This window comes from Pseudarthrobacter raffinosi (genome assembly GCF_023913835.1).
GTDB classification, from domain to species: domain Bacteria; phylum Actinomycetota; class Actinomycetes; order Actinomycetales; family Micrococcaceae; genus Arthrobacter; species Arthrobacter raffinosi.
Genome location: NZ_JAMXBG010000001.1, coordinates 1 through 21,896 on the forward strand (window position 1 = coordinate 1; position 21,896 = coordinate 21,896).

A 21,896-nucleotide genomic window follows, 5' to 3' on the forward strand; every position below is an offset into this window, starting at 1 on the left:
CTCGGTCCCCGTCGCGCAATTCCAATGCCCTTGCCAGATAAACCATGAATCAAGTCTGACAAACAATCAGACCCAAAGTAATCAACGACACGCTGCACTAGCAACTGAACCGCGCTTGACGTGTGCACGCAGTGATGTCTTCAAGATTCCTCCAGGATGAAGAGAGAGGCGCTACGACGTGAATTCAATGAGTGTCTGTTTCAACCCTGAAATTCTGTTTTCACTGACGGTCCGCAGCACTGCGCCGAAGCGCTCTGATAGAACCAACATTAGTGGCCTGCAGCACATCCGCTACCACATTGGCGCCGGATCCCGAAGATTGTTGAGAATTTGTTACCAACCAGTAGAAGTCGTCTTGGCTGCGCCCCTCCTTTAAGCGCGAACGGACACTTGGGGCCCGCCCGGGAGGGGCCCCAAGTGTCCGTTCGCGCTGGTGGGGAGCTTAGAGGCGCACCAGCATCTTGCCGGTGTTCGCACCATCGAGCAGATCCATGAAGGCCTGGGGCGCATTCTCCAGTCCATCCACCACGGTCTCGTCATACTGGACTGAACCGTCCGCAAGCCAGGCTGACATCTTCCCGAAGAATTCAGCACTGTGCTGGCGCTGTCCGCCGACCAGGAACCCCCGCAGGATGAGCTGCTTGCCAATGGCAAGCGCGAGGTTCCGCGGTGACGGGGTGGGTTCGGTGGAGTTGTACTGGGCTATCGCGCCGCACATGGCAACGCGGCCGCCCACATTCAGGACCGCCAGGGCAGCTTCCAGGTGATCGCCGCCCACGTTGTCGAAATACACGTCAATGCCTGCGGGTCCTGCGGCCTGGACAAGCTGGTCCAGCACCGGCCCGTCGTTATAGTTAAACGCGGCGTCGAAGCCCAGTTCCAGGAGCCGGGCCACCTTCTCCGCGGTTCCCGCGCTGCCGATGACCCTGGAAGCGCCCATCGCCTTGGCGATCTGGCCCACAAGAGAGCCCACGGCACCCGCCGCACCTGACACGAACACCGCATCGCCGGGTTTGAACTCCGCCACTTTGAGCAGGCCGGCGTACGCCGTCAGGCCGGTCATGCCCAGCGCGCCAAGGAACGCCGACGCCGGCGCAAGGTCCGTGCGGGCAACCGAGGTTGAGTCTGCGTCCAGTACGGCGAATTCCCGCCAGCCCAGCTGATGGACGACGGCGTCCCCCACTTTCCGCCCTTCGGCCCTGGACGCGATGACCTCACCAATGGCGCCGCCGTCGAGCGCTGCATCCAGCGCGAACGGCGCCGAGTACGACTTGACGTCGTTCATACGGCCGCGCATGTAAGGGTCCACGGAGATGTAGAGGTTGCGGACCAGGATCTGGCCGTCCTGAAGCTCCGTCAGCGGTGACTCTGCCAGCCGGAAGTTCTCACTGACCGGACGCCCTACCGGACGTGAGGCCAGGCGGATTTCCCGGCTGGATGTTGGAAGTGCCGTTGTCAGGCTCATGCTGCGAACTCCAGGATCTTGATGTCCACCGTCATGTTTCCGCGGGTGGCGTTGGAATATGGGCAAATCTGATGCGCTTGGGCGACCAGGGACTCGGCCGTGGCGAGATCCAGGGCCGGAACAGCGATCTCCAGTTCAGCAGCGAGGCCATAGCCCACGCCGTCTGTCAGCGCGCCAAAGTGGATCTTGGCCGCGACGGCCGAGTCGGTCAGGTCTGCGCGCTCCTTGCGCCCTACGAGGCGGAGCGCGGAGTGGAAGCAGGCCGCGTAACCGGCGGCAAACAGCTGCTCCGGGTTGGTGCCCTGGCCGTCACCGCCCAGCTCCACAGGGCTGGCCAGGCAGACATCCAGCTTGCCGTCGTTGGTGCGTGCGTTGCCGTCCCGGCCTTCGCCGGAAGCGAGGGCCTCGGCAGTGTAGAGAGTCTTCATATGTGGTCCGTCCTGTTGGATGTGGATAACGGAAAATCTTGGCGCTCAGTGCGCGCGGTGAAGAGCTTCGGTGAGCCTTTCCAAGGTGGTGCGAAGCTGTTCCAGCTCCTCGGATGACAACCCGGCGGCGTCCGCAAGGTGCCGTGGAATCCCGCTGGCCTTGCTGCTGAGCGAGCGCCCGGTCGGCGTCAGGTGGACTGCAACACGGCGCTCATCTTCCCCGGACCGGCGGCGCTCCACGAGCCCCATGGCCTCAAGCCGCTTGAGCAGCGGCGACAGCGTGCCGGAGTCAAGGCCCAGTTCCTCGCCGAGCTCCTTGACGCCCTTCGGCTCCGATTCCCAGAGGACCAGCATCACCAGATATTGCGGGTACGTCAGGCCGAGGTCTTCCAAGACGGGGCGGTAGACCGCTGTTGCCGCGCGGGACGCGGAGTACAGCGCAAAACACACCTGGCGGTCGAGGCGGGGGGCTTCAGTCATACCTAAGACGGTAGTCCACAATTCAATTGTGCACAACTTACCGCGCCAAAGGGACGCGTGAACGAGCAGATAACACCCTCAAAACCGGGATTTGAGGGTGTTATCTGCCAGTTCGCGCCGGGGGTGGTGGTTAAGTGTCCGTTCGCGCCAGGGGTTTAGGTAGGTCGGGGGCGCGGGGCTAGAGGTCGCGGATGGTCCGGAGGGCAGCTGCCGTGAGGACCTGGATACCCAGGCCCAGGGCGCGTTCGTCCAGGATGTAGTCACCGCGGTGCAGGTCGTACTCTTCGCCGCCGGGGGTCTTGGTACCCAGGCGCATCATGGCGCCAGGCCGTTCAGCCAGGAACCAGGCGAAGTCCTCGCCGCCCATGGACTGCGGCGTCAGCACTACGGCGCCCTCGCCGATTTCAGCGCGGGCTGCGGCCTCGATCAGAGCCGTCTCGTCCTCGGAGTTCACCACCGGCGGCACTCCCCTGGTGTGCTCCAGGCGTACTTCGACACCGTAGGGCGCGGCCACCTGATGTACCACTTCGTCCAGGAGCTCGCCGGCGTCCTTCCAGGCATCGCGGTCCAGGCAGCGCATGGTCCCGGCCATGAAGCCCGTGCCGGGAATGGCGTTCGGCGCCGATCCGGCGGAGATATGGCCCCACACCACAGAGACACCGCTGCGCACGTCAACGCGGCGGGACAGCACAGCCGGAACATTCACGGCGATCTGTGCCAGGGCGAACACGAGGTCCTCCGTCAGGTGCGGACGGGAGGTATGGCCGCCGCGGCCGCTCAGCTCGATCCTGATGGTGTCCGAGGCGGAAGTGATGGCGCCGATGCGCGTGCCGATGCGTCCGACGTCGATCCTCGGGTCACAGTGCAGCGCAAGGATGCGCGGCACACCGTCCAGGACGCCCTGCTCAATGCAGGACAGAGCGCCGCCGGGCATGGTCTCCTCGGCAGGCTGGAAAATGATCCGGACCGAACCGCCCAGCGGGGACTCCTCGTGCATGCGCTGCAGGACCAGAGCGACGCCGAGCATGGCGGCGGTGTGTACGTCGTGGCCACAGGCATGCGTGACGCCATGGTTCTTCGAGGCAAACGGCAGCCCCGTTTCCTCGATGATGGGCAGGGCGTCAATGTCGCCCCGGAGCGCTGTGGCGATGGGCCCCTCGCCGATGTCGACGGTGAGGCCGGTGCCTTCAAGCCGCCGCGGAGCCAGTCCGGCGGCTTCGAGCCGCTCCAACAGCTTGTCTGTGGTGCGGAATTCCTTGAAGGAAAGCTCGGGGTGCGCGTGCAGATCTCGGCGGAAGTCGATCAGCTCCGGCAGGAGGGGTTCCAACCATGGCCGCACTAATGCGGTGGGCTCGGCTTCAGTAGTGTAATTACGCACTCATTTACTCTAGCGAGCGTCCACGGAATAGCGTCATCACGGCGGGCGCGTTACAGATTGTGCCGCGCCTGGACACTCCCGACCGGGTTACAGAACGTCGGTGTCGCCACTGGCCTTGAGCGCGTCAACGGCTCCCTTGACCCGCTGCGCGTGCTGCTTGGTGGTCACCAGGAGGGCATCGCCCGTGTCAACGATGACCACATCCTTGATGCCGATCAGGGCGATCACGCGCTTCGTGTCCGAAACCACCACACCGCTGGCGTTTTCGGTGAAAACCCGGGCGCCTTCACCGATAACGGTGACGTCATCGACTTCCCGCGCACTGTTGAGCCGGCCCACCGAAGCAAAGTCTCCGACGTCGTCCCATCCGAACGTGCCCGGCACAACGGCCACATCGCCGGCAGCGGCGGCAGGCTCGGCCACCGCATAGTCAATGGCGATTTTGGGCAACGTGGGCCAAACGCGGGCTGTGACGACATCACGTTCGGGAGTGTCCCAGGCTTGGGCGATCTCCTGCAGGCCCTTGAACAGCTCCGGCTGGTTGGCCTCAAGGTGCCTCAGCATCAGGGCAACGGGAGCCACGAACATTCCTGCGTTCCAGACATACTCACCGCTGTCCACATACTGCTGGGCAACTTCCTCGTCCGGCTTCTCTACGAACTCGACAACGGCCTGGGCGCTGGGCGCACCTTCGATGTTGAGTTCCGCGCCGGCGCGGATGTAACCGAAGCCGGTGGACGGGTGGGTCGGCTTGATGCCGATGGTCACGATCTTGCCGGCGGCGGCCGTGTGGATGGCTTCGCGGACGGCCTGCTGGAACAGGTGGTCAGGACTGATGACCTGGTCAGCGGCGAAGGAACCCATGATGGTGTCCGGGTCGCGCTGGTACAGGATGGCGGCAGCCAGGCCGATGGCGGCGCCGGAATCCTTGGGCTCGCTCTCCAGGACCAGGTCCGACTCCTGGACCTCGGGCAACTGCCGGCAGACGGCGGCCCGGTGTGCAGTGCCGGTCACCACGAGGACGCGCCTGCCTGCCAGCGGCTCGAGGCGGTCGTAGGTGGCGCGCAGCAAAGTGCTGCCGGACCCGGTGAGGTCATGGAGGAATTTGGGAGCTGCTGCCCGTGACAGGGGCCAGAGGCGAGTCCCCACTCCGCCTGCCGGAATGACCGCAATAAAGCGGTTCAGGGGTGAATCCGGGCTTGTCACTTTGTCTGTACTCATCACGGCTACTTTAGCTGACGAGCCGTGAACTGCCCCTTTCAGAACCCTCCGCCAACCCCCGCGGGCGCGCCATGATGTGGTGTTCGTCTCATCTGCAGGCAAAACGCAGGCATTGCGGGGTCACCAAGGAGTTCCTAAATTGAATAAGCTGTGAGCGAAGCCTAGATTTAGGCCTGAGCTACGAGTTGCTCTCGCAGCAGGCGTTCCCCCCGCGTGGATCTCATGCCAGCGCCGCTGTGTTGCAGGGAGGTTTATCAGTGCCGACAAAACCAGCTGGCACCTTGTACCGCGGCCGTGAAGGCATGTGGTCCTGGGTAGGACACCGGATTACCGGTGTAGTGATCTTTTTCTTCTTGTTGGTCCATGTGCTGGACACCTCATTGGTGCGTGTGTCCCCGGAGGCCTACACGGCTGTTATCGGTGCCTACAAGAACCCCCTTATGGCCCTGGGTGAAACGGGCCTGGTTGCCGCGATTGTCTTCCACGCCTTTAACGGCCTGCGGATCATCGCCGTCGACTTCTGGAAGAAGGGCGCCAAATACCAGCGCCAGATGCTGTGGACCGTCCTGGCCCTGTGGGTAGTTGTTATGGTCGGCTTCTCCATCCGCCACCTTTCCCTCGCACTTGGAGGTCACTGAGCCATGACTGCAACGATCGACAGCCCACGCAGTGGGAAAAACAGTAGCGGCAAGATCTCCCCCCAGTACCGCCGCACCGGCGCAAGCCGGGGCAACTTCGAAATGTTCGCCTGGCTGTTCATGCGCCTTTCCGGCGTAGTGCTGGTGGTGCTCATCTTCGGGCACCTCTTCGTGAACCTCCTGGTGGGCGAAGGCATCCAAGCCATCGACTTCGGCTTCGTCGCCGGCAAGTGGGCTGACCCGTTCTGGCAGATCTGGGACCTCGCCATGCTGTGGCTGGCCATGCTGCACGGCACCAACGGCGTACGCACCATCATCAACGACTACGCCGAGAAGGATTCCACCCGACTCTGGCTCAAGATCGTCCTCTACGCGGCCACCACCGTGATCATCGTCCTTGGCACCCTGGTGATCTTCACCTTCAACCCGTGCCCCGTGGTTGACGGCGTTCCGCTGCCCGGCGGATTCTGCCCCGCGTAGCCAGATCATCCGCTGCCCGCGGTGAGCCGCAGGCTGTATTTTGCGGTGCAGGCAACGCCCGCCCGTTGTTTCATAGCGAATTTTGAGAGAAAGAGCGCCCAAGTATGCAGGTCCATAAGTACGACGTCGTCATCGTCGGTGCCGGTGGCGCTGGCATGCGCGCCGCGATCGAGTCCGGTCAGCGCGCGCGAACAGCAGTACTGACCAAGCTCTACCCCACCCGCTCGCACACCGGTGCGGCGCAGGGTGGCATGTGTGCGGCCCTTGCCAATGTCGAAGAAGACAACTGGGAATGGCACACCTTTGACACCATTAAGGGCGGTGACTACCTGGTTGACCAGGACGCCGCCGAGGTCATGGCGAAGGAAGCCATCGACGCCGTGCTGGACCTGGAAAAGATGGGCCTGCCGTTCAACCGCACGCCCGAAGGCCGGATCGACCAGCGCCGCTTCGGTGGCCACACCCGCGACCACGGCAAGGCGCCCGTCCGCCGTGCCTGCTACGCAGCTGACCGCACCGGCCACATGATCCTGCAGACGCTGTACCAAAACTGCGTCAAGCACAACGTGGAGTTCTACAACGAGTACTACGTCCTTGACCTCCTGACGGTCGAGGAAGACGCTGTCCGCGAGGACGGCACGCCGTACAAGCAGAAGCGTGTTGCCGGCGTCGTGTCCTATGACCTTGCCTCCGGCGAGCTGCACGTGTTCCAGGCCAAGTCCGTGATCTTCGCCTCGGGCGGCGCCGGCAAGGTCTTCAAGACCACCTCCAACGCCCACACCCTCACCGGTGACGGCATGGGCATCGCCTTCCGCCGCGGCATCCCGCTGGAAGACATGGAGTTCTTCCAGTTCCACCCGACAGGCCTAGCCGGCCTGGGCATCCTGCTGTCCGAAGCCGCACGCGGTGAGGGCGCCATCCTGCGTAACTCCGAGGGTGAGCGCTTTATGGAGCGTTACGCCCCCACCATCAAGGACCTGGCACCGCGTGACATCGTGGCCCGCTCCATGGCCAACGAAGTCCGCGAAGGCCGCGGCTGCGGCCCGAACAAGGACTACGTCCTGCTGGACCTGACCCACCTGGAGCCTGCGCACATCGATGCCAAGCTCCCGGACATCACCGAGTTCGCCCGCACCTACCTGGGCGTGGAACCGTACACGGAACCGGTTCCGGTGTTCCCCACGGCGCACTACGCCATGGGCGGCATCCCCACCAACATCACCACCGAGGTCCTGCAGGACAACGACACCGTCATCCCGGGCCTGTACGCCGCCGGCGAGGTCGCCTGCGTTTCGGTCCACGGCTCCAACCGCCTGGGCACCAACTCACTGCTGGACATCAACGTGTTCGGCAAGCGCGCCGGCATCGCCGCCGCGGAGTACGCCAAGACTGCTGACTTCGTGGACCTCCCAGAGGATCCGGAGGCCTACACCATCGAGCTGCTGGACATTGCCCGCAACGGCACCGGCGACGAGAAGGTGGCGGTGATCCGCAAGGAACTCCAGGACACCATGGACGCCAACATGCAGGTGTTCCGTACGGCTGACACGCTGAACCAGGTCCTGACGGACATCGAGTCCTTCGAGGCCCGCTACAAGAAGATCAGCGTCCAGGACAAGGGCAAGCGCTTCAACCTGGACCTGCTCGAGGCCGTTGAACTGGGCTTCCTGCTGGAACTGGCCAAGGTCATGACCGTGGCCGCCCTGCACCGTGAGGAATCCCGCGGCGGACACTTCCGTGAGGACTTCCCGGAACGCGACGACGAAAAATTCATGAAGCACTCCATGGCGTACAAGGATGACCACGCCCCGGCCGACGGCTCGGCAGAGGCAATCGCCGGCATCCGTCTGGGCACCAAACCGGTTGTCTTTACCCGCTACGAGCCGATGGTGAGGAAGTACTAAGATGACCGCTGAACTTGCTGAGCCAGCCTCCAAGATCGAACTGCCCGCACACATCGGAGGCGGCGGAGAGATCCCCACGTTCGACGTCACCCTGCGCGTCCGCCGTTACAACCCTGAGGTGTCCGAGGACGCCACGTGGGACGACTTCAAGGTGACCATGTACGGCACCGACCGCGTGCTGGACGCCCTGCACAAGGTCAAGTGGGAAATTGACGGCAGCGTATCGTTCCGCCGTTCCTGCGCCCACGGTGTCTGCGGTTCTGATGCCATGCGCATCAACGGCCGCAACCGCCTTGCCTGCAAGACGCTCCTTAAGGATTTGGACACCACCAAGCCCATCACCGTTGAGCCCATCAAGGGCCTGCCGGTGGAGAAGGACCTGATCGTGGACATGGAGCCGTTCTTCCAGTCCTTCCGCGAAGTCATGCCGTTCCTGATCAACAAGGGCCACGAGCCCACCAAGGAACGCCTGCAGTCCGCCGAGGACCGTGAGCGCTTCGACGACACCACCAAGTGCATCCTCTGCGCGGCGTGCACGTCCTCCTGCCCGGTCTTCTGGACCGATGGCCAGTACTTCGGCCCGGCCGCGATCGTCAACGCCCACCGCTTCATCTTCGATTCCCGTGATGATGCCGGCGACATGCGCCTGGAAATCCTGAACGACAAGGAAGGCGTGTGGCGTTGCCGCACCACCTTCAACTGCTCCGAAGCATGCCCCCGCGGCATCCAGGTGACCCAGGCAATCGCCGAAGTCAAGCAGGCAATTCTCTCCCGTAAGATCTAATTCAGGTTCTTGCTTACGACGGCGTCACCCACCTTAGGTGGGATGGGCGCCGTCGTTGTTTAACACGTGACGGCACCAACGAAAGCAGCACGCGATGTCCCGCTCCGAAAAAGTCAGCTTCGAAGGTTCCACCGGCGAGCTCCTGTCCGGCATCATCGACGTCCCGGAGGGGCCGGTGCGGGGCTGGGGCGTCTTCTCACACGGCTTCACCCTGGGCAAAGACAGCCCGGCGGCGTCCCGGATGTGCAAGGCCCTGGCCGACACCGGCATCGGGATGCTCCGCTTCGACAACCTGGGGCTGGGCGAGTCAGCCGGCCATTGGTCGGAGGGCTCCTTCAGCCACAAGGTGGCGGACACCGTGGTGGCCGCCGAGTTCATGCGCAGCCACGGGAGGGCCATCTCGCTGCTGGTGGGACACTCCTTCGGCGGCGCGGCGGTGCTTTCGGCCGCCCGACAGATCCCGGAGCTCGACGCCGTCGCAACAGTTGCGGCCCCGTTCTCACCCAAGCACGTGGCCCACGTCTTTGACGCCGCACTGGACAAGATCCTCAGCGAGGGCAGCGCGGAAGTGGACCTCGGCGGGAAACGCGTGGAGATCCGGAAACACTTTGTGGAGGACCTGGAAAACGCGGACCTCACGGACTGCATCCGGCAGCTGCACAAACCGCTGATGGTCCTCCACTCCCCCACGGACAACACCGTGGGCATCGAGAACGCCAGCACCATCTTCCAGACGGCGCGCCATCCGCGGAACTTCGTCTCACTCGAAGGCAGCGACCACCTGCTGACCGGCAAGGGCCAGGCAGCCCGGGCCGCCAGGATTATTTCTGCCTGGGCCGACCAGTACCTCGACGCCGGGAAGTAACTGCCGGGCTGCCCTGGTGCCCGGCGCCGGGGCCCTTTCCGTCGCTGTGGCCCTCCACGGGTACCTTGCCGGGCTGGACCTGCCGGGAGCCCCACAGTGCTTTCTCCTGGCCTGCGGGTGCGCTCCTGAGGTCCTCTTCACGGATGGTGGACCAGCCGGCGGACACGAGGTAGACCTGGCTGACCAGGTTGAACCAGATCAGCAGGCCGATGATGATGGCAAACGGCGCCAGGATGGGGTTCCGTCCCGCACCGGCCAGCAGTTCAGTGCTGAAGACCTGCAGGACGGTGGTGCCCACCGCGGCAAGGATGGTCCCCTCCAGGAGTGCCCGCCGGGAGAGCTTGAGCCCACCGGCCAGCCGGAACATGATGACGGCCGTGACCCAGTTGAGCGTCAGCGGCACACCGATCTTGATCGCTGTGGTCAGCGGACCTGCCACCGCCGGATCCAGCTGCAGGAAGTCCGTGACCCAGCCAGCCGCCGTGCCGAACACCAGGGACGCTCCGGCGCTGATCACCAGGGCCACTCCCAGGAGCAGGAGGGTGCCGGCGTCGCGCAGTTTAAGGACAATCGGGTTGATTTTCAGGGGCGGCAACTGCACCACACCGCGCAGGCCGTCGCGGAGTCCGGCGATCCAGCCCAGGGACGTGATGACCGTAACCGCGGCAGCAATCACGGCGGTCCAGCCGAGTCCGTCCGGGTTCAGGAGGTCGTTCGGATCAACCAGCCCTTCTCCCCCGCCCACCTTCAGCAGTCCGGGCGCACTCTGGGCCACGCTGCGGATGATGGTGTCCAGCAGGGCAGGCTGGCCCCGCAGCACCAGGCCGGCAACGGAGAAACCCGTGGCCAACAGGCCGGTGATGGAGAAGAACATGTTGAAGCCGATGCCGGCGCTCATCAACGGGCCATGCTGGAGGTTGTAGTGCTGCCACGCGCGCATCGGGCGGAAGGCATTAAGCCTGGCCAGCAGCCACTGGAGCATCGCCAGCGAGCTGGCCACCGGGCCGCCGTCGGACCTTCTGGCTTTGCCCCACTCCATCCGTTTCTGGATGACGGCGAGCTTCAGGCGGGCCTGTTCAGTAGGGAGCGGTGGCTCCGTTTGCGTCGGCGTCCGCGGCGAAGGACCCGCCGTCGTCAGTTTCGGTCCCAAAGTCCAACTCTTCCCGTAGCTGCCAAATGCCGTCGGCATCGTGCTCGTAGAGTCCCATGCTAACCACCGGGAACGTCGCCCGGTAACTTTCAAGCACCGTTTCGGCTTCGTCCAGGCTTTCGGGCGCGACATCGTGGGCGATGGTGACATGCGGGTGGTACGAGAACGGCAACTCGCGTTGCAGCGGGCCGCTCTGGAGTCTTTCGTGGAGCTCCACACAGGAGTCGAACCCGTCCTCGACGTTGATGTAAACCACCGGGGAGACCGGCCGGAACGTTCCGGTCCCGGCAATGGTGACCATAAACGGGACCTGCCGCCGCGCCACGTCGCGGACGTGCGCCTGGGTGGCTGCCCAGTCCTGGGTGGCCGTGGTGGTGACCAGCGTGATGTGCGCGGGCACCACCCCCGCCATGGGGTCCCCGAAGGAGGCGCGCCACCGTTGAAGCTCCTCGGCGATGGCAGGGGGAAAGCCCAGAATGACGCCTACGCTCATTCCTTCACTGACATTGCTGGCGGCCGACATCGAGCTAGCGGACGCCTGCGAGGCTGAGGGACGGCAGGAAGCCCATGCGCTCATAGACCTGGCCAAGGGTCACTGCGGCGATTTCCCTGGCCCGCTCGGCGCCCTGGGCCAGCAGCCGGTCCAGCTCGGCCGGGTCAGCCATCAGTTCGTTGGTGCGGTTCCGCAGCGGCGTGATGAAGTCCACCATGATCTCCGCAAGGTCCACTTTCAGGTGGCCGTACATCTTGCCCTCGTACTCCGTCTCCAGCTCAGCCACGGACTTTCCGGTGAGCGTGGAGTAGATGGTGAGGAGGTTGGAGATCCCGGGCTTGGCTTCGGCATCGAACCGGACTTCGGATCCCGTGTCAGTGACCGCGGACTTGATGCGCTTCGCGGCGAGCTTGGGGTCCTCCAGCAGCTGGATGGAACCGTTGGGCGACTCCCCCGTCTTGGACATCTTGGCGCTGGGGTTCTGCAGGTCATAGATCTTGGCGCTGGCCTTGAGGATGGTGGCCTCCGGCACGGTGAACGTGTGGCCGTAACGGGTGTTGAAGCGCTGGGCCAGGTTCCGTGTGAGCTCCAGGTGCTGCCGCTGGTCCTCGCCCACCGGCACGAGGTCAGTCTGGTACAGCAGGATGTCGGCTGCCATGAGCGTGGGGTAGGCAAACAGGCCAAGAGTTGCGGCGTCCGCGCCCGACTTCTGGGTCTTGTCCTTGAACTGTGTCATCCGGGACGCTTCGCCGAAGCCGGTGATGCAGTTCAGGGCCCAGGCCAGCTGGGCGTGCTCGGGGACGTGGGACTGCACAAAGAAGATGCTTTTGTCCGGGTCGATGCCGGCGGCAATGTACTGCGCGGCAACCACCCGGGTGCGCTTGGCAAGCTCGGCGGGATCGAAGTCCACGGTGATGGCGTGAAGGTCCGGGATGAAGAAGACGGCATCATATTCAGCCTGCATGTCCACCCAGTTGCGGACAGCGCCAATGTAGTTGCCCAGGTGCAGGGAGTCCGCCGTGGGCTTGGCGCCGGAGAGGATGCGTTTCTTGGTCACCGGGGAATTCGGGCTAGTCATGGGAAAAAACCTTCGGGGCTTAGAGCCGGTAGTCCACTACCAGCGGGGCATGGTCAGAGAAGCGGGTGTCCCACGAAGGCGCCCGGTCAACCACTGCCGAGAACGCGGCGGCGGCGAGGTCCGGGGTGGCCATGTGGTAGTCGATGCGCCAGCCGGTGTCGTTGTCGAACGCCTGCCCACGCTGTGACCACCAGGTGTAGGGACCGTCGACGTCGCCCGCCAGGCCACGGTGGACATCCTTCCAGCCGATGTCCTCGCCGAAGAAGCGGTCAAAATAGGCACGTTCGTCAGGCAGGAAGCCGGCCTTCTTGACGTTGCCCTTCCAGTTCCTGATGTCCCGTTCGGTGTGGCCCACGTTGAGGTCCCCCACCACCAGTGCGTGATCGCTGTGCTTGGACAGTTCCGGCAGCCTGGTGGTCATGACATCCAAAAAGCGGTACTTGTCCACCTGCTTCGGGGTACCCACCTCGCCGGAGTGCACGTAGGCGCTGGCAACCGTCAGCTGCGCGGGGTTCCCCTCGGCGTCGGCCACCCTGAAGTCAGCCTCAACCCAGCGTCCGGCGGTGGCGAAGTAGTCATCGCCGATGCCGTTGCGGGTGTCCAGCGGTTCTTCGCGGGAAGCGATGGCTACGCCGGCGCGGCCCTTGGCCTCGGCTTCGGCGTGCAGGATGTGCCAGCCATCACCGAGCAGCTGGCGCACAATCGCGTCAGGGGCCCGGACTTCCTGGAGGCAGACAATGTCCACCTCGCGGGGCTCCAGCCATGCCGCCATACCGTTCTTGTAGGCAGCCCGGAGGCCGTTGACGTTGACTGATGCGATGCGAAGGTGGTCCTTCTTCAATGCCGAGATCACCCGCACTACTCTAGTCGATGATGGTTCCGCTGACCGGGTCGCCGGTGCCGCCGGCAGCGCGGATCATGTCGCGGGCGTTGGTGGCGGTGATCTCGATGGTCTCCAGCGCGCGGCGGATCGTATCCTGGTCCGCTGCCTCGCCCTTGGCACGTTCCTTCTCCACTACCTGGATCTGGACCTGGACGATCTTGAAGGAGTGGTCCAGCTTGAGGTCGCGGACTTCGTCCGCTTCGGTCCGCTCGTACACCACCCGGGTGCCGCCGTGGTCGGCCGAGGACGACGACGGCGCACGGCCGGCTGCGCTGTTGAAGGCGTTCTGGGCTTCCGTCAGCTTCGCGCCGGCTTTTTTGGCCGCCTTCTGGATGCTGAACACCACAAAGGCTGCGAGGGCCAGCCAGAAAGCGGCGATGATGGCGACAACCCAGCCCACGACGTCGTTCTGGTTCGCGGCAAAGATCACGGCAACGATGAACGCGATGACAAAGACCATCATTCCCGGGCCGCTGATCCGCAGCATGGAGAAGCCGCCCTTGGGCCGGCCGGACGGAGATTGAGTGTTACCCAGAGATCGCATGCGTCTATTGTCTCAAACGCAGCAGAGCCCCAGCGCACCTTCCACCCCCGGCGAACACTTGCACGCTCCCAACTAAGTAGCGCTATCTGTCGTTTTGAGCCTCCAAAACGACAGATAGCGCTACTTAGTTGGGCTGGGCACGGTTAACGGCCGATGGCGGCCCGCACCTCAAGTGGAGGTGCTGACCGCCGTCGGGCTTTGCTGTTGAGGAACGAAACTAGGCGATTCCCGCCTGGCGCTCCGCGGTTTCCACCACATTGGCGAGCAGCATGGCGCGGGTCATCGGCCCCACGCCGCCCGGGTTCGGGGAGATCCACGAGGCGACGTCGGCAGCGGCGGGGTCCACGTCTCCGGTGACCACTGCCTTACCGTTGCCGTCGTCAACACGGCTCACGCCGACGTCGAGCACTATTGCGCCCGGCTTGAGGTCCGCTGCCTTGATCATGTGCGGGACTCCCGCGGCGGCGATCACGACGTCGGCTTGGCGGAGTTCGGCGGCCAGGTCCACGGTCCCGGTGTGCGCCAGGATGACCGTGGCGTTGACGTCCTTGCGGGTCAGCAGCAGCCCGACGGGACGGCCGATGGTCACGCCGCGGCCCACCACGAGGACGCGCTTGCCCTTGAGGCTGATGCCGTGCCGGGTGAGGAGCTCCACGCAGCCTTTGGGGGTGCACGGCAGCGGCGAGTTCATCGGTCCGCTGACGTTGGCCACCAGGCGGCCCAGGTTCATCGGGTGCAGGCCGTCTGCGTCCTTGACCGGATCCATGGCCTCCAGGATGACGTCCTGGTTGATGTGCTTGGGCAAGGGAAGCTGCACGATGTAGCCGGTGCATTCCGGGTTCCCGTTCAGCTCACGGACCACGGCGAGGAGTTCGTCCTGCGTGGTTTCCTCGGGGAGGTCGCGGCGGATGGACGTGATACCCACCTCGGCGCAGTCCTTGTGCTTGCCGCCCACATACCAGGTGCTCCCGGGGTCGGAGCCCACCAAAACGGTCCCCAGTCCGGGGGTGACGCCCTTGGCCTTGAGTGCGGCCACGCGTTCGGTCAGCTCGGCCTTGATGGCAGCGGCGGTGGCTTTGCCGTCAAGAATCTGTGCAGTTCCAGTTTCAGTGGTCATGGATTACCACTGCTCGTGCAGCGGGTACAGCGGGAAATCGGCGGCGAGCTTGTCCACGCGGGACTGCAGTGCCTCGACGTCCGTGGCGGTGCCGGCCTTCAGTGCAGTGGCGATGATCTCTGCCACCTCGGTGAACTCGGCAGCACCGAAGCCGCGGGTGGCCAGGGCCGGGGTGCCGATGCGCAGGCCGGAGGTGACCATCGGCGGGCGGGGGTCGAACGGAACCGCATTGCGGTTCACGGTGATGCCCACGGAGTGCAGGAGGTCCTCGGCCTGCTGGCCGTCGAGCTGGGAGTCGCGCAGGTCCACCAGGACCAGGTGCACGTCGGTGCCGCCGGTGAGGACGGAGACGCCGGCGTCGGCGACGTCGGACTGGTTGAGGCGGTCGGCGATGATCCGGGCGCCTTCCAGGACGCGTTCCTGGCGTTCCTTGAATTCCTCGGTGGCGGCGATCTTGAAGGCCACGGCCTTGGCCGCAATGACGTGCATGAGCGGGCCGCCCTGCTGGCCCGGGAAGACGTTGGAGTTGATCTTCTTGGCCCACTCCTTCTTGGCCAGGATCACGCCGGAGCGGGGGCCGGCGAGGGTCTTGTGCACGGTGGAGGTGACGACGTCGGAGTACGGAACCGGGCTCGGGTGCAGCCCCGCAGCCACCAGTCCGGCGAAGTGTGCCATGTCGGTCCAGAGCAGCGCGCCCACTTCATCGGCGATGGAGCGGAAGGCCGCGAAGTCCAGGTGGCGCGGGTAGGCGGACCAGCCGGCGATGATGACCTGGGGCTTCTCGGCGATGGCCTGCTCGCGCAGCTTGTCCATGTCAACGCGGAAGTTGTCCGGCTCCACCTGGTAGGCAGCCACGTTGTAGAGCTTGCCGGAGAAGTTCAGCTTCATGCCGTGGGTCAGGTGGCCGCCGTGGGCCAAGGACAGGCCCAGGATCTTGTCACCGGGAGCGATCATGGCGGACAGTGCTGCGGCGTTGGCCTGGGCACCGGAGTGCGGCTGGACGTTGGCGTACTCGGCACCGAACAGTGCCTTGACGCGGTCGATGGCCAACTGCTCTGCGATATCCACATATTCGCAGCCGCCGTAGTAACGGCGGCCCGGGTAGCCTTCGGCATACTTGTTGGTCAGGACCGAGCCCTGGGCTTCCATCACAGCGCGCGGGGCAAAGTTTTCGGAGGCGATCATTTCCAGGGTGCCGCGCTGGCGGCCAAGTTCCTGGCTGAGGACTGCTGCGATTTCGGGGTCAAGCTCGGCCAGCGACTGGTTGCTGACGGCGGCTGTTGTGGTGGCGGTAGTAGTCACGAAAAACTCCTGGCTAGGGATACGGGCACTGCTAAGGTCAGGCTACCGGCTGGCGCACATCACCGCCCCTTGATGACAGGGCGTGAAAGCGAACCGCACCCTCAGAGGGTGCAGTTCCGGTAAGACATGACCCTCGGCCCAGGCGTACGATCCGTGGTCTTCGTGATTGCCACTCCCTGGTGGTTAGCCACCCAACGCCAGTTGCGACCCCACCAGACTACCAAACGCGGGCGGGCCGCGCGGGTAGGCTTGTAGTCGTGACTGAAGAGCAGCTGAACCGAGCTTACGTATTGACATTGTCCTGCCCGGACCGCCCCGGAATTGTCCACGCCGTGGCCGGAGCGCTGCTGGTGGCGGGCTGTAATATTTTGGACTCGCAGCAGTATGGCAGCCCCGCAACCGGCAACTTCTTTATGCGGGTGGAAGCGACGACGACGGCCTCCCGGGCCGAGGTCCAGGCCGCCCTTGAGCCGGTGGTCCACTCCTTCGGCATGCAGTGGAGCCTCAACCCCGTGGGCCAGAAGGTGCGCACGCTCCTGATGGCCAGCACGTCCGCGCACTGCCTCAACGACATCCTGTTCCAGCAGCGCTCCGGCACCCTGCCCATCGAGATCCCGGCCATCGTCTCCAACCACCGTGACCTCGCCGGGCTGGCCGAGTTCTACGGCATCCCGTTCCACCACATCCCGGTCACCCCGGACACCAAGGCCCAGTCCGAGGACAAGCTGCGCGCCCTCATGGCCGAGCACGATATCGAACTGACCGTCCTGGCCCGCTACATGCAGATCATTTCGGATGACCTGTGCGCGGAGCTCACCGGCAAGGCCATCAATATCCACCACTCGTTCCTGCCGTCCTTCAAGGGCGCCAAGCCCTACCACCAGGCTCATGCCCGCGGCGTGAAGCTGATCGGCGCCACTGCCCACTACGTCACGGCCGCGCTGGACGAGGGCCCCATCATCGAGCAGGAAGTCATCCGCGTGGACCACGCCCGCACTCCGGAGCAGTTCGTGCAGATGGGCCGGGACGTGGAGGGCCGCACCCTGACGCAGGCCGTCCAATGGCATGCAGAACACCGGGTGCTGCTGGACGGCAACCGGACAGTGGTCTTTAACTAGGCAGTCTCTTATCTAGGTCGTGGTCCATGGACGCAGTTGAGAATGCAGTGGAGGAACCCGGCCGCGAACAGCGCCTCGCCGAGTTCTATAACCGCCGCGCGGCGTCCGGCACGGAACATCCGCTTGCGCCCCAGCGGGTAGAACAGCGTGAGCGGTTCATCTCGCTGCTCAAGGCCGAGGGCCGGCACAACGTCCTGGAGATCGGCTCCGGCATGGGGCTCGACGGCCTGGAGTTCGTCCGGGCCGGCATCCATTACACCGGCGTTGACCTCTCCGAGGAGCACGTCCGCAGGTCCCGGACGAAGGGCCTGGACGTCTCCGTGGCCAGCGCCCGGCAGCTGCCCTTCCCGGACGGGACCTTCCCGGCCCTCTGGACCATGAGCACGCTGCTACACGTCCCTGCCACCGATATCGACGGCGTCCTGCGCGAACTGGTGCGCGTCACGGCACGCGGCGCGCCCATCGCCGTCGGCCTCTGGTCCGGTGAGGATGAAGAGGTCCTGAACCCCGAGGACGACGTAGAACCCCGGTTCTTCAGCCGGCGCAGCGACGCGACGGTGCGGCAGGTCTTTGGCCGGCACGGTGCCATCGAGGACTTTGTCACCTGGCCGGAAGGCAACGGCGAGGAATCCGGCCCGGGCGCCGGGAACTGGACACAGCACTACCAGTTCCTGATCCTCCGCACCCCCGCCTCTCCCAACTGAGTAGCGCTATCTGTCGTTATGAGGGCTCATAACAACAGATAGCGCTACTCAGTTGGGGTGGGCGGATGTCCTAGGCTTGGCCCATGGCTCCTCTTCACACTTTCGCCGGGAACACCCCGGCCGTCCACGAATCCGCCTTCATCGCCCCGACGGCGTCGATCATCGGCAAGGCCACGCTCGCTGAGGATTCAAGCGCCTTCTATGGTGTGTCGGTCCGGGCCGACACAGCGGCCATCAGCGTCGGCGCCGGCAGCAACCTGCAGGACAACGTGGTGCTGCACGCCGATCCGGGCTTCCCCTGCACAGTCGGGGCCGGGGTCAGTGTGGGACATGCCGCCGTCGTCCATGGCTGCACTGTAGAGGACGACTGCCTGATCGGCATGGGCGCCACTGTGCTTAACGGCGCGGTGATCGGCACCGGCTCGCTCGTGGCAGCCGGCGCCGTTGTCCTGGAAGGGACTATTGTGCCGCCCCGCTCGCTGGTTGCCGGCGTCCCGGCGAAGGTACGGCGGGAACTCACCGATGAGGAGTTCGACGGCGTGAAGCAGAACGCCGTGCGCTACGTCGAGCTGGCGCGCGCGCACCGGGAGCTGCACGGCTAGTCGAGGCTGATGGGCCCGATGGCGTCCAGGAGTTCGCCCGGACCGGGGTTGCCCGGCGCCGACGTCCCGCCCAGGTGTTTCACCACACCCCACACCGCGTTCAGGCCGGTGGTTACGGCGCCTTCGGCCCAGCCCGCCGTGAAGGACACATCATCACCGGCAAGGAAGATCCCGCGCTGGGATTCGGGCAGCTTGTCCTGCTTGAAGTGCGTGAAGAGGCGCTGCTGGTAGCGGTAGTGCCCCGGCAGGTTCGCTTTGAAGGCACCCATGAAGTTGGGGTCCGCTTCCCAGGAAACGGTGATCGGCTGGCCCACGATGTGGCTGGCGATGTCCACGCCCGGGTAAATCTGCTCGAGCGAGTGCAGCATCAGCTCAACGCGTTCGTCGGCGTCCAGCGCCAGCCATTTGAGCGCGTCATCGTTCCACGTGTAGGACAGCAGGATCACGGCGGGCTTGTCCGGGCCGTCATCCAGGAGGTAGGTGGCCCTGTTCAACCGGTCCGTGAGGGTCATGGACAGGACCTCACGGCCGGTGTCCCGATCGATGTCCTTCCAGAACGGCCGGTCCACCATCACAAACGTCTTGGATGACTGCATGTAGTGCGAACGCTCGATCGCAGTCCACAGTTCGGCCGGGAACAGTGCCTCCTCGGTGTGGATGCGCGTGGACAGCAGCCAGGACTGGCACGTGGTGACCACGGCGGGGTAGCTGGCTTCGCGGCCCCAGCGCTCCCGGATCCGGAGGTCGCCGTCGGCATCGCGGCTGATCTTGTCCACGGCGCCGCGGGGCGTGCCGGAGTGGAGCGACGCCAGGGATGTTCCGTCCGGCCAGTGGGCCATGCCCGACGGCGCGTGCTGCCACAGTGCCTCGGGCAGCCGTTGGGCTCCCCCGCTGATGAGCCGGTGCTGGTCATCGGCGTCGGTGTAGACCACGCGGAGGATTTCCAGGATGGAGTTGGGGAAGTCGGTGTCCCAGCCGCCTGTGCCGAAGCCCACCTGGCCAAAGGCCTCCCGGTGGGCAAAGCCGGCTTCCTTGAATGACTCGCTCCCGGCGATGAACCCATAGAAGGTCTGCTCGTCCATGAGCGGCAGCAGCTCATTCCAGAGCTCCTTGATCCGGCCCGTGTCCCGGGCCCGGATGGCCTCCTGCATTTCGACGAACCTCGCGCCGTCGTTCACCGCGGCCTTCCAGGCATCGGCCACCTCGCGGAAGAACGGCGGCAGGTCCTGGGCGGTCTCGGCGTAGTACTTCTGGCCGGCCAGTTCGATCACGGTGCTGGACGTGACGGGTGCCAGCGGGTTGGGGAAATCCTGGGTGTCCAGCCCTAGCAGGTCCACGTAGTGGTAGAAAGCCCTGCCCGACACGGGGAACCGCATGCCGCCCAGATCGGCCACCACGCCGGGAGCGGACGGAAAACCGGCCGTCCGCAGGCGGCCGCCGATCTGGTCCGCTTCATAGATGACAGGGCGCAGGCCCAGCTTCATCAGTTCGTAGGCCGTGACGAGGCCCGAAAGGCCCGCCCCTACAACTGCCACCTCGGTGCCGTACAGCTCCGGCGGAACCGCGCCGAGCCCTGCCGGATGGGCGAGGTAGTGGTCGTAGCTGAACGGAAAATCGGGGTTCAGCATGGTGATGGGGCCAGCCTGGGTGCTGGATGGGTCAGAGGCCGGGAGTTCGGTGGCGACGGTCATGAAAGCTCTGCCTTTGTTTGTTCGGGGGTGGACAGCGTTGAAGATTCCGGCCTGCTCAGCTCACGGTATTCCTCGTGGCTCATGGAAGCCACCCTTGAATTGCGCCGGCCATAGCCGAAGTACGCCGCGATACCCACCATCATCCAGATGCCGAAGGTCACCCAGGTGTCGGCGCCCAGGTTGGCCATGAGGTAGGCGCACATGAGCGCTCCGAGGATGGGCGTGAGCGGAAATAGCGGGACCCGGAAGGTCCGCTTGAGTTCAGGCCGCACACGGCGCAGGTAGATGACGGCAACGTTCACCAGCGCGAAGGCGAAGAGGGTGCCTATGCTCGTGGCGTCAGCCAGGGCGCCGAGTGGAACCAGGCCGGCCGTGACTGCCACGAGGAGGCCCACGATCAGGGTGCCGGCAACCGGTGTGCCGGTCCTCGCGGAGACCCGGCCGAAGATTTTTGGAATGAGTCCGTCGCGGGCCATGGAGAGAAGAATGCGGGTCTGTCCGTAAAGGACAGTCAGCACGATGCTGGCGATGGCAAGGACCGCGCCGACGGCGAAGACCAGGGCGATCCACGGCTGTCCGGTGGTTTCCTCAAGGATCTTCACGAGTGCTGCTTCATTACCGTCGAACCAGCCCCAGGGACGGGCGCCGACGGCGGCGACGGCAACCAGGACATAGATGGTGGTGACGATCAGCATGGAGAGCATGATGGCCCGCGGCAAGTCGCGCTTGGGATTGCGGGCTTCCTCACCGGCCGTGGACGCCGCGTCGAAGCCGATGTAGGAGAAGAAGACGCTGGACGCGGCGGCTGAGACACCAGCAGCGCCCATGGGCAGGAGAGGCTCGAAGTTGCCGGCGCTGAAGGCGGTGAAAGCCACGGCGCAGAAGAAGATCAGGATTCCCACCTTGACCACCACGATGGCGGTGTTAATCCAGGCGCTTTCCTTGGCGCCGCGAACCAGCAGGATCATGGCGAGCAGAACGATGACCATCGCCGGGACGTTCACCACTCCGCCGTCTCCGGGTGGCTGGGAGATTGCGTCGGGCAGGAACTGGCCGAAGACCGCCAGGGACTCGTTCACGTACTGGCCGGCCCCAACTGCCACCGCCGCGACCGAGACTGCGTATTCGAGCACGAGGCACCAGCCACAGATCCAGGCCATGCCCTCGCCCAAAGTGGCGTAGCTGTAGGAATAGCTGGAACCTGCCACCGGAACCAGGCCGGCCATTTCGGCGTAGGACACCGCGGACAGCAGGGCGGCGAGTCCAGCGATGGCAAAGGAGATCCAGATGGCCGGCCCGGCCAGCGGAACCGATTCGCCCAGGATCACCAGAATTCCGGTTCCCAGGGTCGCGCCGACGCTGATCATGGTCAACTGGAAAACGCCGAAGCTGCGGATCAGGCGGGTGCCGCCATGGCCTGTTTCGGCTTCATTGACCATCTGTCCGATCGGCTTGCGGCGCAGCAGCTGCGCGGCCAGGCCGGGCCTGCCGGCAGGCGGTGCCGGCCGGCGTTCTGTGTAGGTGGGCACAGTCATCGTTGACGTCCGTTCGTGAGTAGTTGTCGTTTCCCC

General features: G+C 64.9%; 22 protein-coding genes. 8 read left to right on the forward strand and 14 right to left on the reverse strand.

Annotated features, from left to right (window positions below):
• Nucleotides 1–442 precede the first annotated feature (442 nt).
• The 5 genes from NG697_RS00005 to NG697_RS00025 all read right to left on the reverse strand — a co-directional run bounded on the left by NG697_RS00005 (nucleotide 443) and on the right by NG697_RS00025 (nucleotide 4,972).
• Nucleotides 443–1,465, reverse strand: a complete 1,023-nt coding sequence (locus NG697_RS00005) for an NADP-dependent oxidoreductase (protein ID WP_252602438.1) — start codon at nucleotides 1,463–1,465, stop codon at nucleotides 443–445.
• Entirely contained in the window at nucleotides 1,462–1,893 is a 432-nt protein-coding gene (locus NG697_RS00010) for an organic hydroperoxide resistance protein (RefSeq protein WP_252602440.1), read from the reverse strand. The genes NG697_RS00005 and NG697_RS00010 overlap by 4 nt, the downstream gene beginning before the upstream one ends.
• A 45-nt stretch (nucleotides 1,894–1,938) precedes the next feature.
• Nucleotides 1,939–2,373, reverse strand: coding sequence for a MarR family winged helix-turn-helix transcriptional regulator (locus NG697_RS00015; protein ID WP_252602441.1), 435 nt, complete (start codon nucleotides 2,371–2,373; stop codon nucleotides 1,939–1,941).
• A gap of 178 nt (nucleotides 2,374–2,551) precedes the next feature.
• A complete protein-coding gene (locus NG697_RS00020; RefSeq protein ID WP_252603650.1) occupies nucleotides 2,552–3,751 on the reverse strand; it encodes an amidohydrolase in 1,200 nt (399 codons plus the stop codon).
• Between the two features lie 87 nt (nucleotides 3,752–3,838).
• The gene (locus tag NG697_RS00025) at nucleotides 3,839–4,972 is read right to left on the reverse strand and encodes a mannose-1-phosphate guanylyltransferase (RefSeq protein ID WP_252603648.1); all 1,134 of its coding nucleotides are present in this window, start codon (nucleotides 4,970–4,972) and stop codon (nucleotides 3,839–3,841) included.
• A gap of 257 nt (nucleotides 4,973–5,229) precedes the next feature.
• Between NG697_RS00025 and sdhC the strand changes: the two genes are divergently transcribed.
• The 5 genes from sdhC to NG697_RS00050 all read left to right on the forward strand — a co-directional run bounded on the left by sdhC (nucleotide 5,230) and on the right by NG697_RS00050 (nucleotide 9,643).
• Entirely contained in the window at nucleotides 5,230–5,610 is a 381-nt protein-coding gene (gene sdhC, locus NG697_RS00030; RefSeq protein WP_082576094.1) for a succinate dehydrogenase, cytochrome b556 subunit, read from the forward strand.
• 3 nt (nucleotides 5,611–5,613) lie between these two features.
• Nucleotides 5,614–6,090 (forward strand): succinate dehydrogenase hydrophobic membrane anchor subunit, encoded by a 477-nt coding sequence (locus NG697_RS00035; RefSeq protein ID WP_252603645.1) that lies wholly within the window; start codon nucleotides 5,614–5,616, stop codon nucleotides 6,088–6,090.
• Nucleotides 6,091–6,194: 104 nt separating this feature from the next.
• On the forward strand, nucleotides 6,195–7,994 hold the full coding sequence (gene sdhA / locus NG697_RS00040) for a succinate dehydrogenase flavoprotein subunit (RefSeq protein WP_252566498.1): 1,800 nt from the start codon (nucleotides 6,195–6,197) through the stop codon (nucleotides 7,992–7,994).
• Nucleotide 7,995: 1 nt separating this feature from the next.
• Nucleotides 7,996–8,778 (forward strand): succinate dehydrogenase iron-sulfur subunit, encoded by a 783-nt coding sequence (locus NG697_RS00045; RefSeq protein WP_058929685.1) that lies wholly within the window; start codon nucleotides 7,996–7,998, stop codon nucleotides 8,776–8,778.
• Nucleotides 8,779–8,872: 94 nt separating this feature from the next.
• Nucleotides 8,873–9,643 carry an alpha/beta hydrolase family protein gene (locus NG697_RS00050; protein WP_252603643.1) on the forward strand — a complete coding sequence of 257 codons (771 nt, stop codon included), beginning with the start codon at nucleotides 8,873–8,875 and terminating at the stop codon, nucleotides 9,641–9,643.
• Here NG697_RS00050 and NG697_RS00055 read toward each other — a convergent pair.
• From NG697_RS00055 to glyA, 7 genes are all read right to left on the reverse strand, one after another.
• Complete coding sequence (locus NG697_RS00055; protein ID WP_252603640.1) at nucleotides 9,600–10,682, reverse strand: YihY/virulence factor BrkB family protein; 1,083 nt, start codon at nucleotides 10,680–10,682, stop codon at nucleotides 9,600–9,602. The genes NG697_RS00050 and NG697_RS00055 overlap by 44 nt on opposite strands.
• 37 nt (nucleotides 10,683–10,719) lie before the next feature.
• Entirely contained in the window at nucleotides 10,720–11,316 is a 597-nt protein-coding gene (locus tag NG697_RS00060) for a 2'-5' RNA ligase family protein (protein WP_252607793.1), read from the reverse strand.
• A gap of 4 nt (nucleotides 11,317–11,320) precedes the next feature.
• Nucleotides 11,321–12,364 carry a tryptophan--tRNA ligase gene (gene trpS, locus NG697_RS00065; protein ID WP_252603635.1) on the reverse strand — a complete coding sequence of 348 codons (1,044 nt, stop codon included), beginning with the start codon at nucleotides 12,362–12,364 and terminating at the stop codon, nucleotides 11,321–11,323.
• 19 nt (nucleotides 12,365–12,383) lie between these two features.
• Nucleotides 12,384–13,217, reverse strand: coding sequence for an exodeoxyribonuclease III (locus NG697_RS00070; protein ID WP_252607792.1), 834 nt, complete (start codon nucleotides 13,215–13,217; stop codon nucleotides 12,384–12,386).
• Between the two features lie 10 nt (nucleotides 13,218–13,227).
• The gene (locus NG697_RS00075; RefSeq protein ID WP_058929690.1) at nucleotides 13,228–13,791 is read right to left on the reverse strand and encodes a hypothetical protein; all 564 of its coding nucleotides are present in this window, start codon (nucleotides 13,789–13,791) and stop codon (nucleotides 13,228–13,230) included.
• Between the two features lie 217 nt (nucleotides 13,792–14,008).
• A complete protein-coding gene (locus NG697_RS00080; protein ID WP_252613071.1) occupies nucleotides 14,009–14,908 on the reverse strand; it encodes a bifunctional methylenetetrahydrofolate dehydrogenase/methenyltetrahydrofolate cyclohydrolase in 900 nt (299 codons plus the stop codon).
• Nucleotides 14,909–14,911: 3 nt separating this feature from the next.
• Nucleotides 14,912–16,210: a serine hydroxymethyltransferase gene (gene glyA / locus NG697_RS00085; protein ID WP_308293008.1), complete on the reverse strand. Its 1,299-nt coding sequence runs from the start codon at nucleotides 16,208–16,210 to the stop codon at nucleotides 14,912–14,914.
• 257 nt (nucleotides 16,211–16,467) lie between these two features.
• Here glyA and purU point away from each other — a divergent pair, with 257 nt between their 5' ends.
• The 3 genes from purU to NG697_RS00100 all read left to right on the forward strand — a co-directional run bounded on the left by purU (nucleotide 16,468) and on the right by NG697_RS00100 (nucleotide 18,634).
• A complete protein-coding gene (gene purU / locus NG697_RS00090; protein ID WP_252603627.1) occupies nucleotides 16,468–17,328 on the forward strand; it encodes a formyltetrahydrofolate deformylase in 861 nt (286 codons plus the stop codon).
• Nucleotides 17,329–17,354: 26 nt separating this feature from the next.
• Entirely contained in the window at nucleotides 17,355–18,032 is a 678-nt protein-coding gene (locus NG697_RS00095; protein WP_252603624.1) for a class I SAM-dependent methyltransferase, read from the forward strand.
• Between the two features lie 83 nt (nucleotides 18,033–18,115).
• The gene (locus NG697_RS00100) at nucleotides 18,116–18,634 is read left to right on the forward strand and encodes a gamma carbonic anhydrase family protein (RefSeq protein ID WP_252603621.1); all 519 of its coding nucleotides are present in this window, start codon (nucleotides 18,116–18,118) and stop codon (nucleotides 18,632–18,634) included.
• Here the strand turns inward: NG697_RS00100 and NG697_RS00105 are convergent.
• Together NG697_RS00105 and NG697_RS00110 are read right to left on the reverse strand one after the other, a co-directional pair.
• The gene (locus NG697_RS00105) at nucleotides 18,631–20,325 is read right to left on the reverse strand and encodes a flavin monoamine oxidase family protein (protein ID WP_252603706.1); all 1,695 of its coding nucleotides are present in this window, start codon (nucleotides 20,323–20,325) and stop codon (nucleotides 18,631–18,633) included. The genes NG697_RS00100 and NG697_RS00105 overlap by 4 nt on opposite strands.
• Nucleotides 20,322–21,860, reverse strand: a complete 1,539-nt coding sequence (locus NG697_RS00110; protein ID WP_252603704.1) for an amino acid permease — start codon at nucleotides 21,858–21,860, stop codon at nucleotides 20,322–20,324. The genes NG697_RS00105 and NG697_RS00110 overlap by 4 nt, the downstream gene beginning before the upstream one ends.
• Nucleotides 21,861–21,896: the final 36 nt, after the last annotated feature.

What these genes read in the sequence shown, in the direction of transcription:
- sdhA (WP_252566498.1), top strand. Translation starts at nt 6,195, where the DNA reads ATGCAGGTCCATAAGTACGACGTCGTCATCGTCGGTGCCGGTGGCGCT.
- NG697_RS00045 (WP_058929685.1), top strand. Translation starts at nt 7,996, where the DNA reads ATGACCGCTGAACTTGCTGAGCCAGCCTCCAAGATCGAACTGCCCGCA.
- NG697_RS00050 (WP_252603643.1), top strand. Translation starts at nt 8,873, where the DNA reads ATGTCCCGCTCCGAAAAAGTCAGCTTCGAAGGTTCCACCGGCGAGCTC.
- NG697_RS00025 (WP_252603648.1), bottom strand. Translation starts at nt 4,972, where the DNA reads ATGAGTACAGACAAAGTGACAAGCCCGGATTCACCCCTGAACCGCTTT.
- NG697_RS00015 (WP_252602441.1), bottom strand. Translation starts at nt 2,373, where the DNA reads ATGACTGAAGCCCCCCGCCTCGACCGCCAGGTGTGTTTTGCGCTGTAC.
- NG697_RS00110 (WP_252603704.1), bottom strand. Translation starts at nt 21,860, where the DNA reads ATGACTGTGCCCACCTACACAGAACGCCGGCCGGCACCGCCTGCCGGC.
- NG697_RS00095 (WP_252603624.1), top strand. Translation starts at nt 17,355, where the DNA reads ATGGACGCAGTTGAGAATGCAGTGGAGGAACCCGGCCGCGAACAGCGC.
- NG697_RS00005 (WP_252602438.1), bottom strand. Translation starts at nt 1,465, where the DNA reads ATGAGCCTGACAACGGCACTTCCAACATCCAGCCGGGAAATCCGCCTG.
- NG697_RS00060 (WP_252607793.1), bottom strand. Translation starts at nt 11,316, where the DNA reads ATGTCGGCCGCCAGCAATGTCAGTGAAGGAATGAGCGTAGGCGTCATT.
- NG697_RS00035 (WP_252603645.1), top strand. Translation starts at nt 5,614, where the DNA reads ATGACTGCAACGATCGACAGCCCACGCAGTGGGAAAAACAGTAGCGGC.
- NG697_RS00105 (WP_252603706.1), bottom strand. Translation starts at nt 20,325, where the DNA reads ATGACCGTCGCCACCGAACTCCCGGCCTCTGACCCATCCAGCACCCAG.
- NG697_RS00080 (WP_252613071.1), bottom strand. Translation starts at nt 14,908, where the DNA reads ATGACCACTGAAACTGGAACTGCACAGATTCTTGACGGCAAAGCCACC.
- NG697_RS00055 (WP_252603640.1), bottom strand. Translation starts at nt 10,682, where the DNA reads ATGGAGTGGGGCAAAGCCAGAAGGTCCGACGGCGGCCCGGTGGCCAGC.
- NG697_RS00010 (WP_252602440.1), bottom strand. Translation starts at nt 1,893, where the DNA reads ATGAAGACTCTCTACACTGCCGAGGCCCTCGCTTCCGGCGAAGGCCGG.
- NG697_RS00100 (WP_252603621.1), top strand. Translation starts at nt 18,116, where the DNA reads ATGGCTCCTCTTCACACTTTCGCCGGGAACACCCCGGCCGTCCACGAA.
- NG697_RS00075 (WP_058929690.1), bottom strand. Translation starts at nt 13,791, where the DNA reads ATGCGATCTCTGGGTAACACTCAATCTCCGTCCGGCCGGCCCAAGGGC.
- trpS (WP_252603635.1), bottom strand. Translation starts at nt 12,364, where the DNA reads ATGACTAGCCCGAATTCCCCGGTGACCAAGAAACGCATCCTCTCCGGC.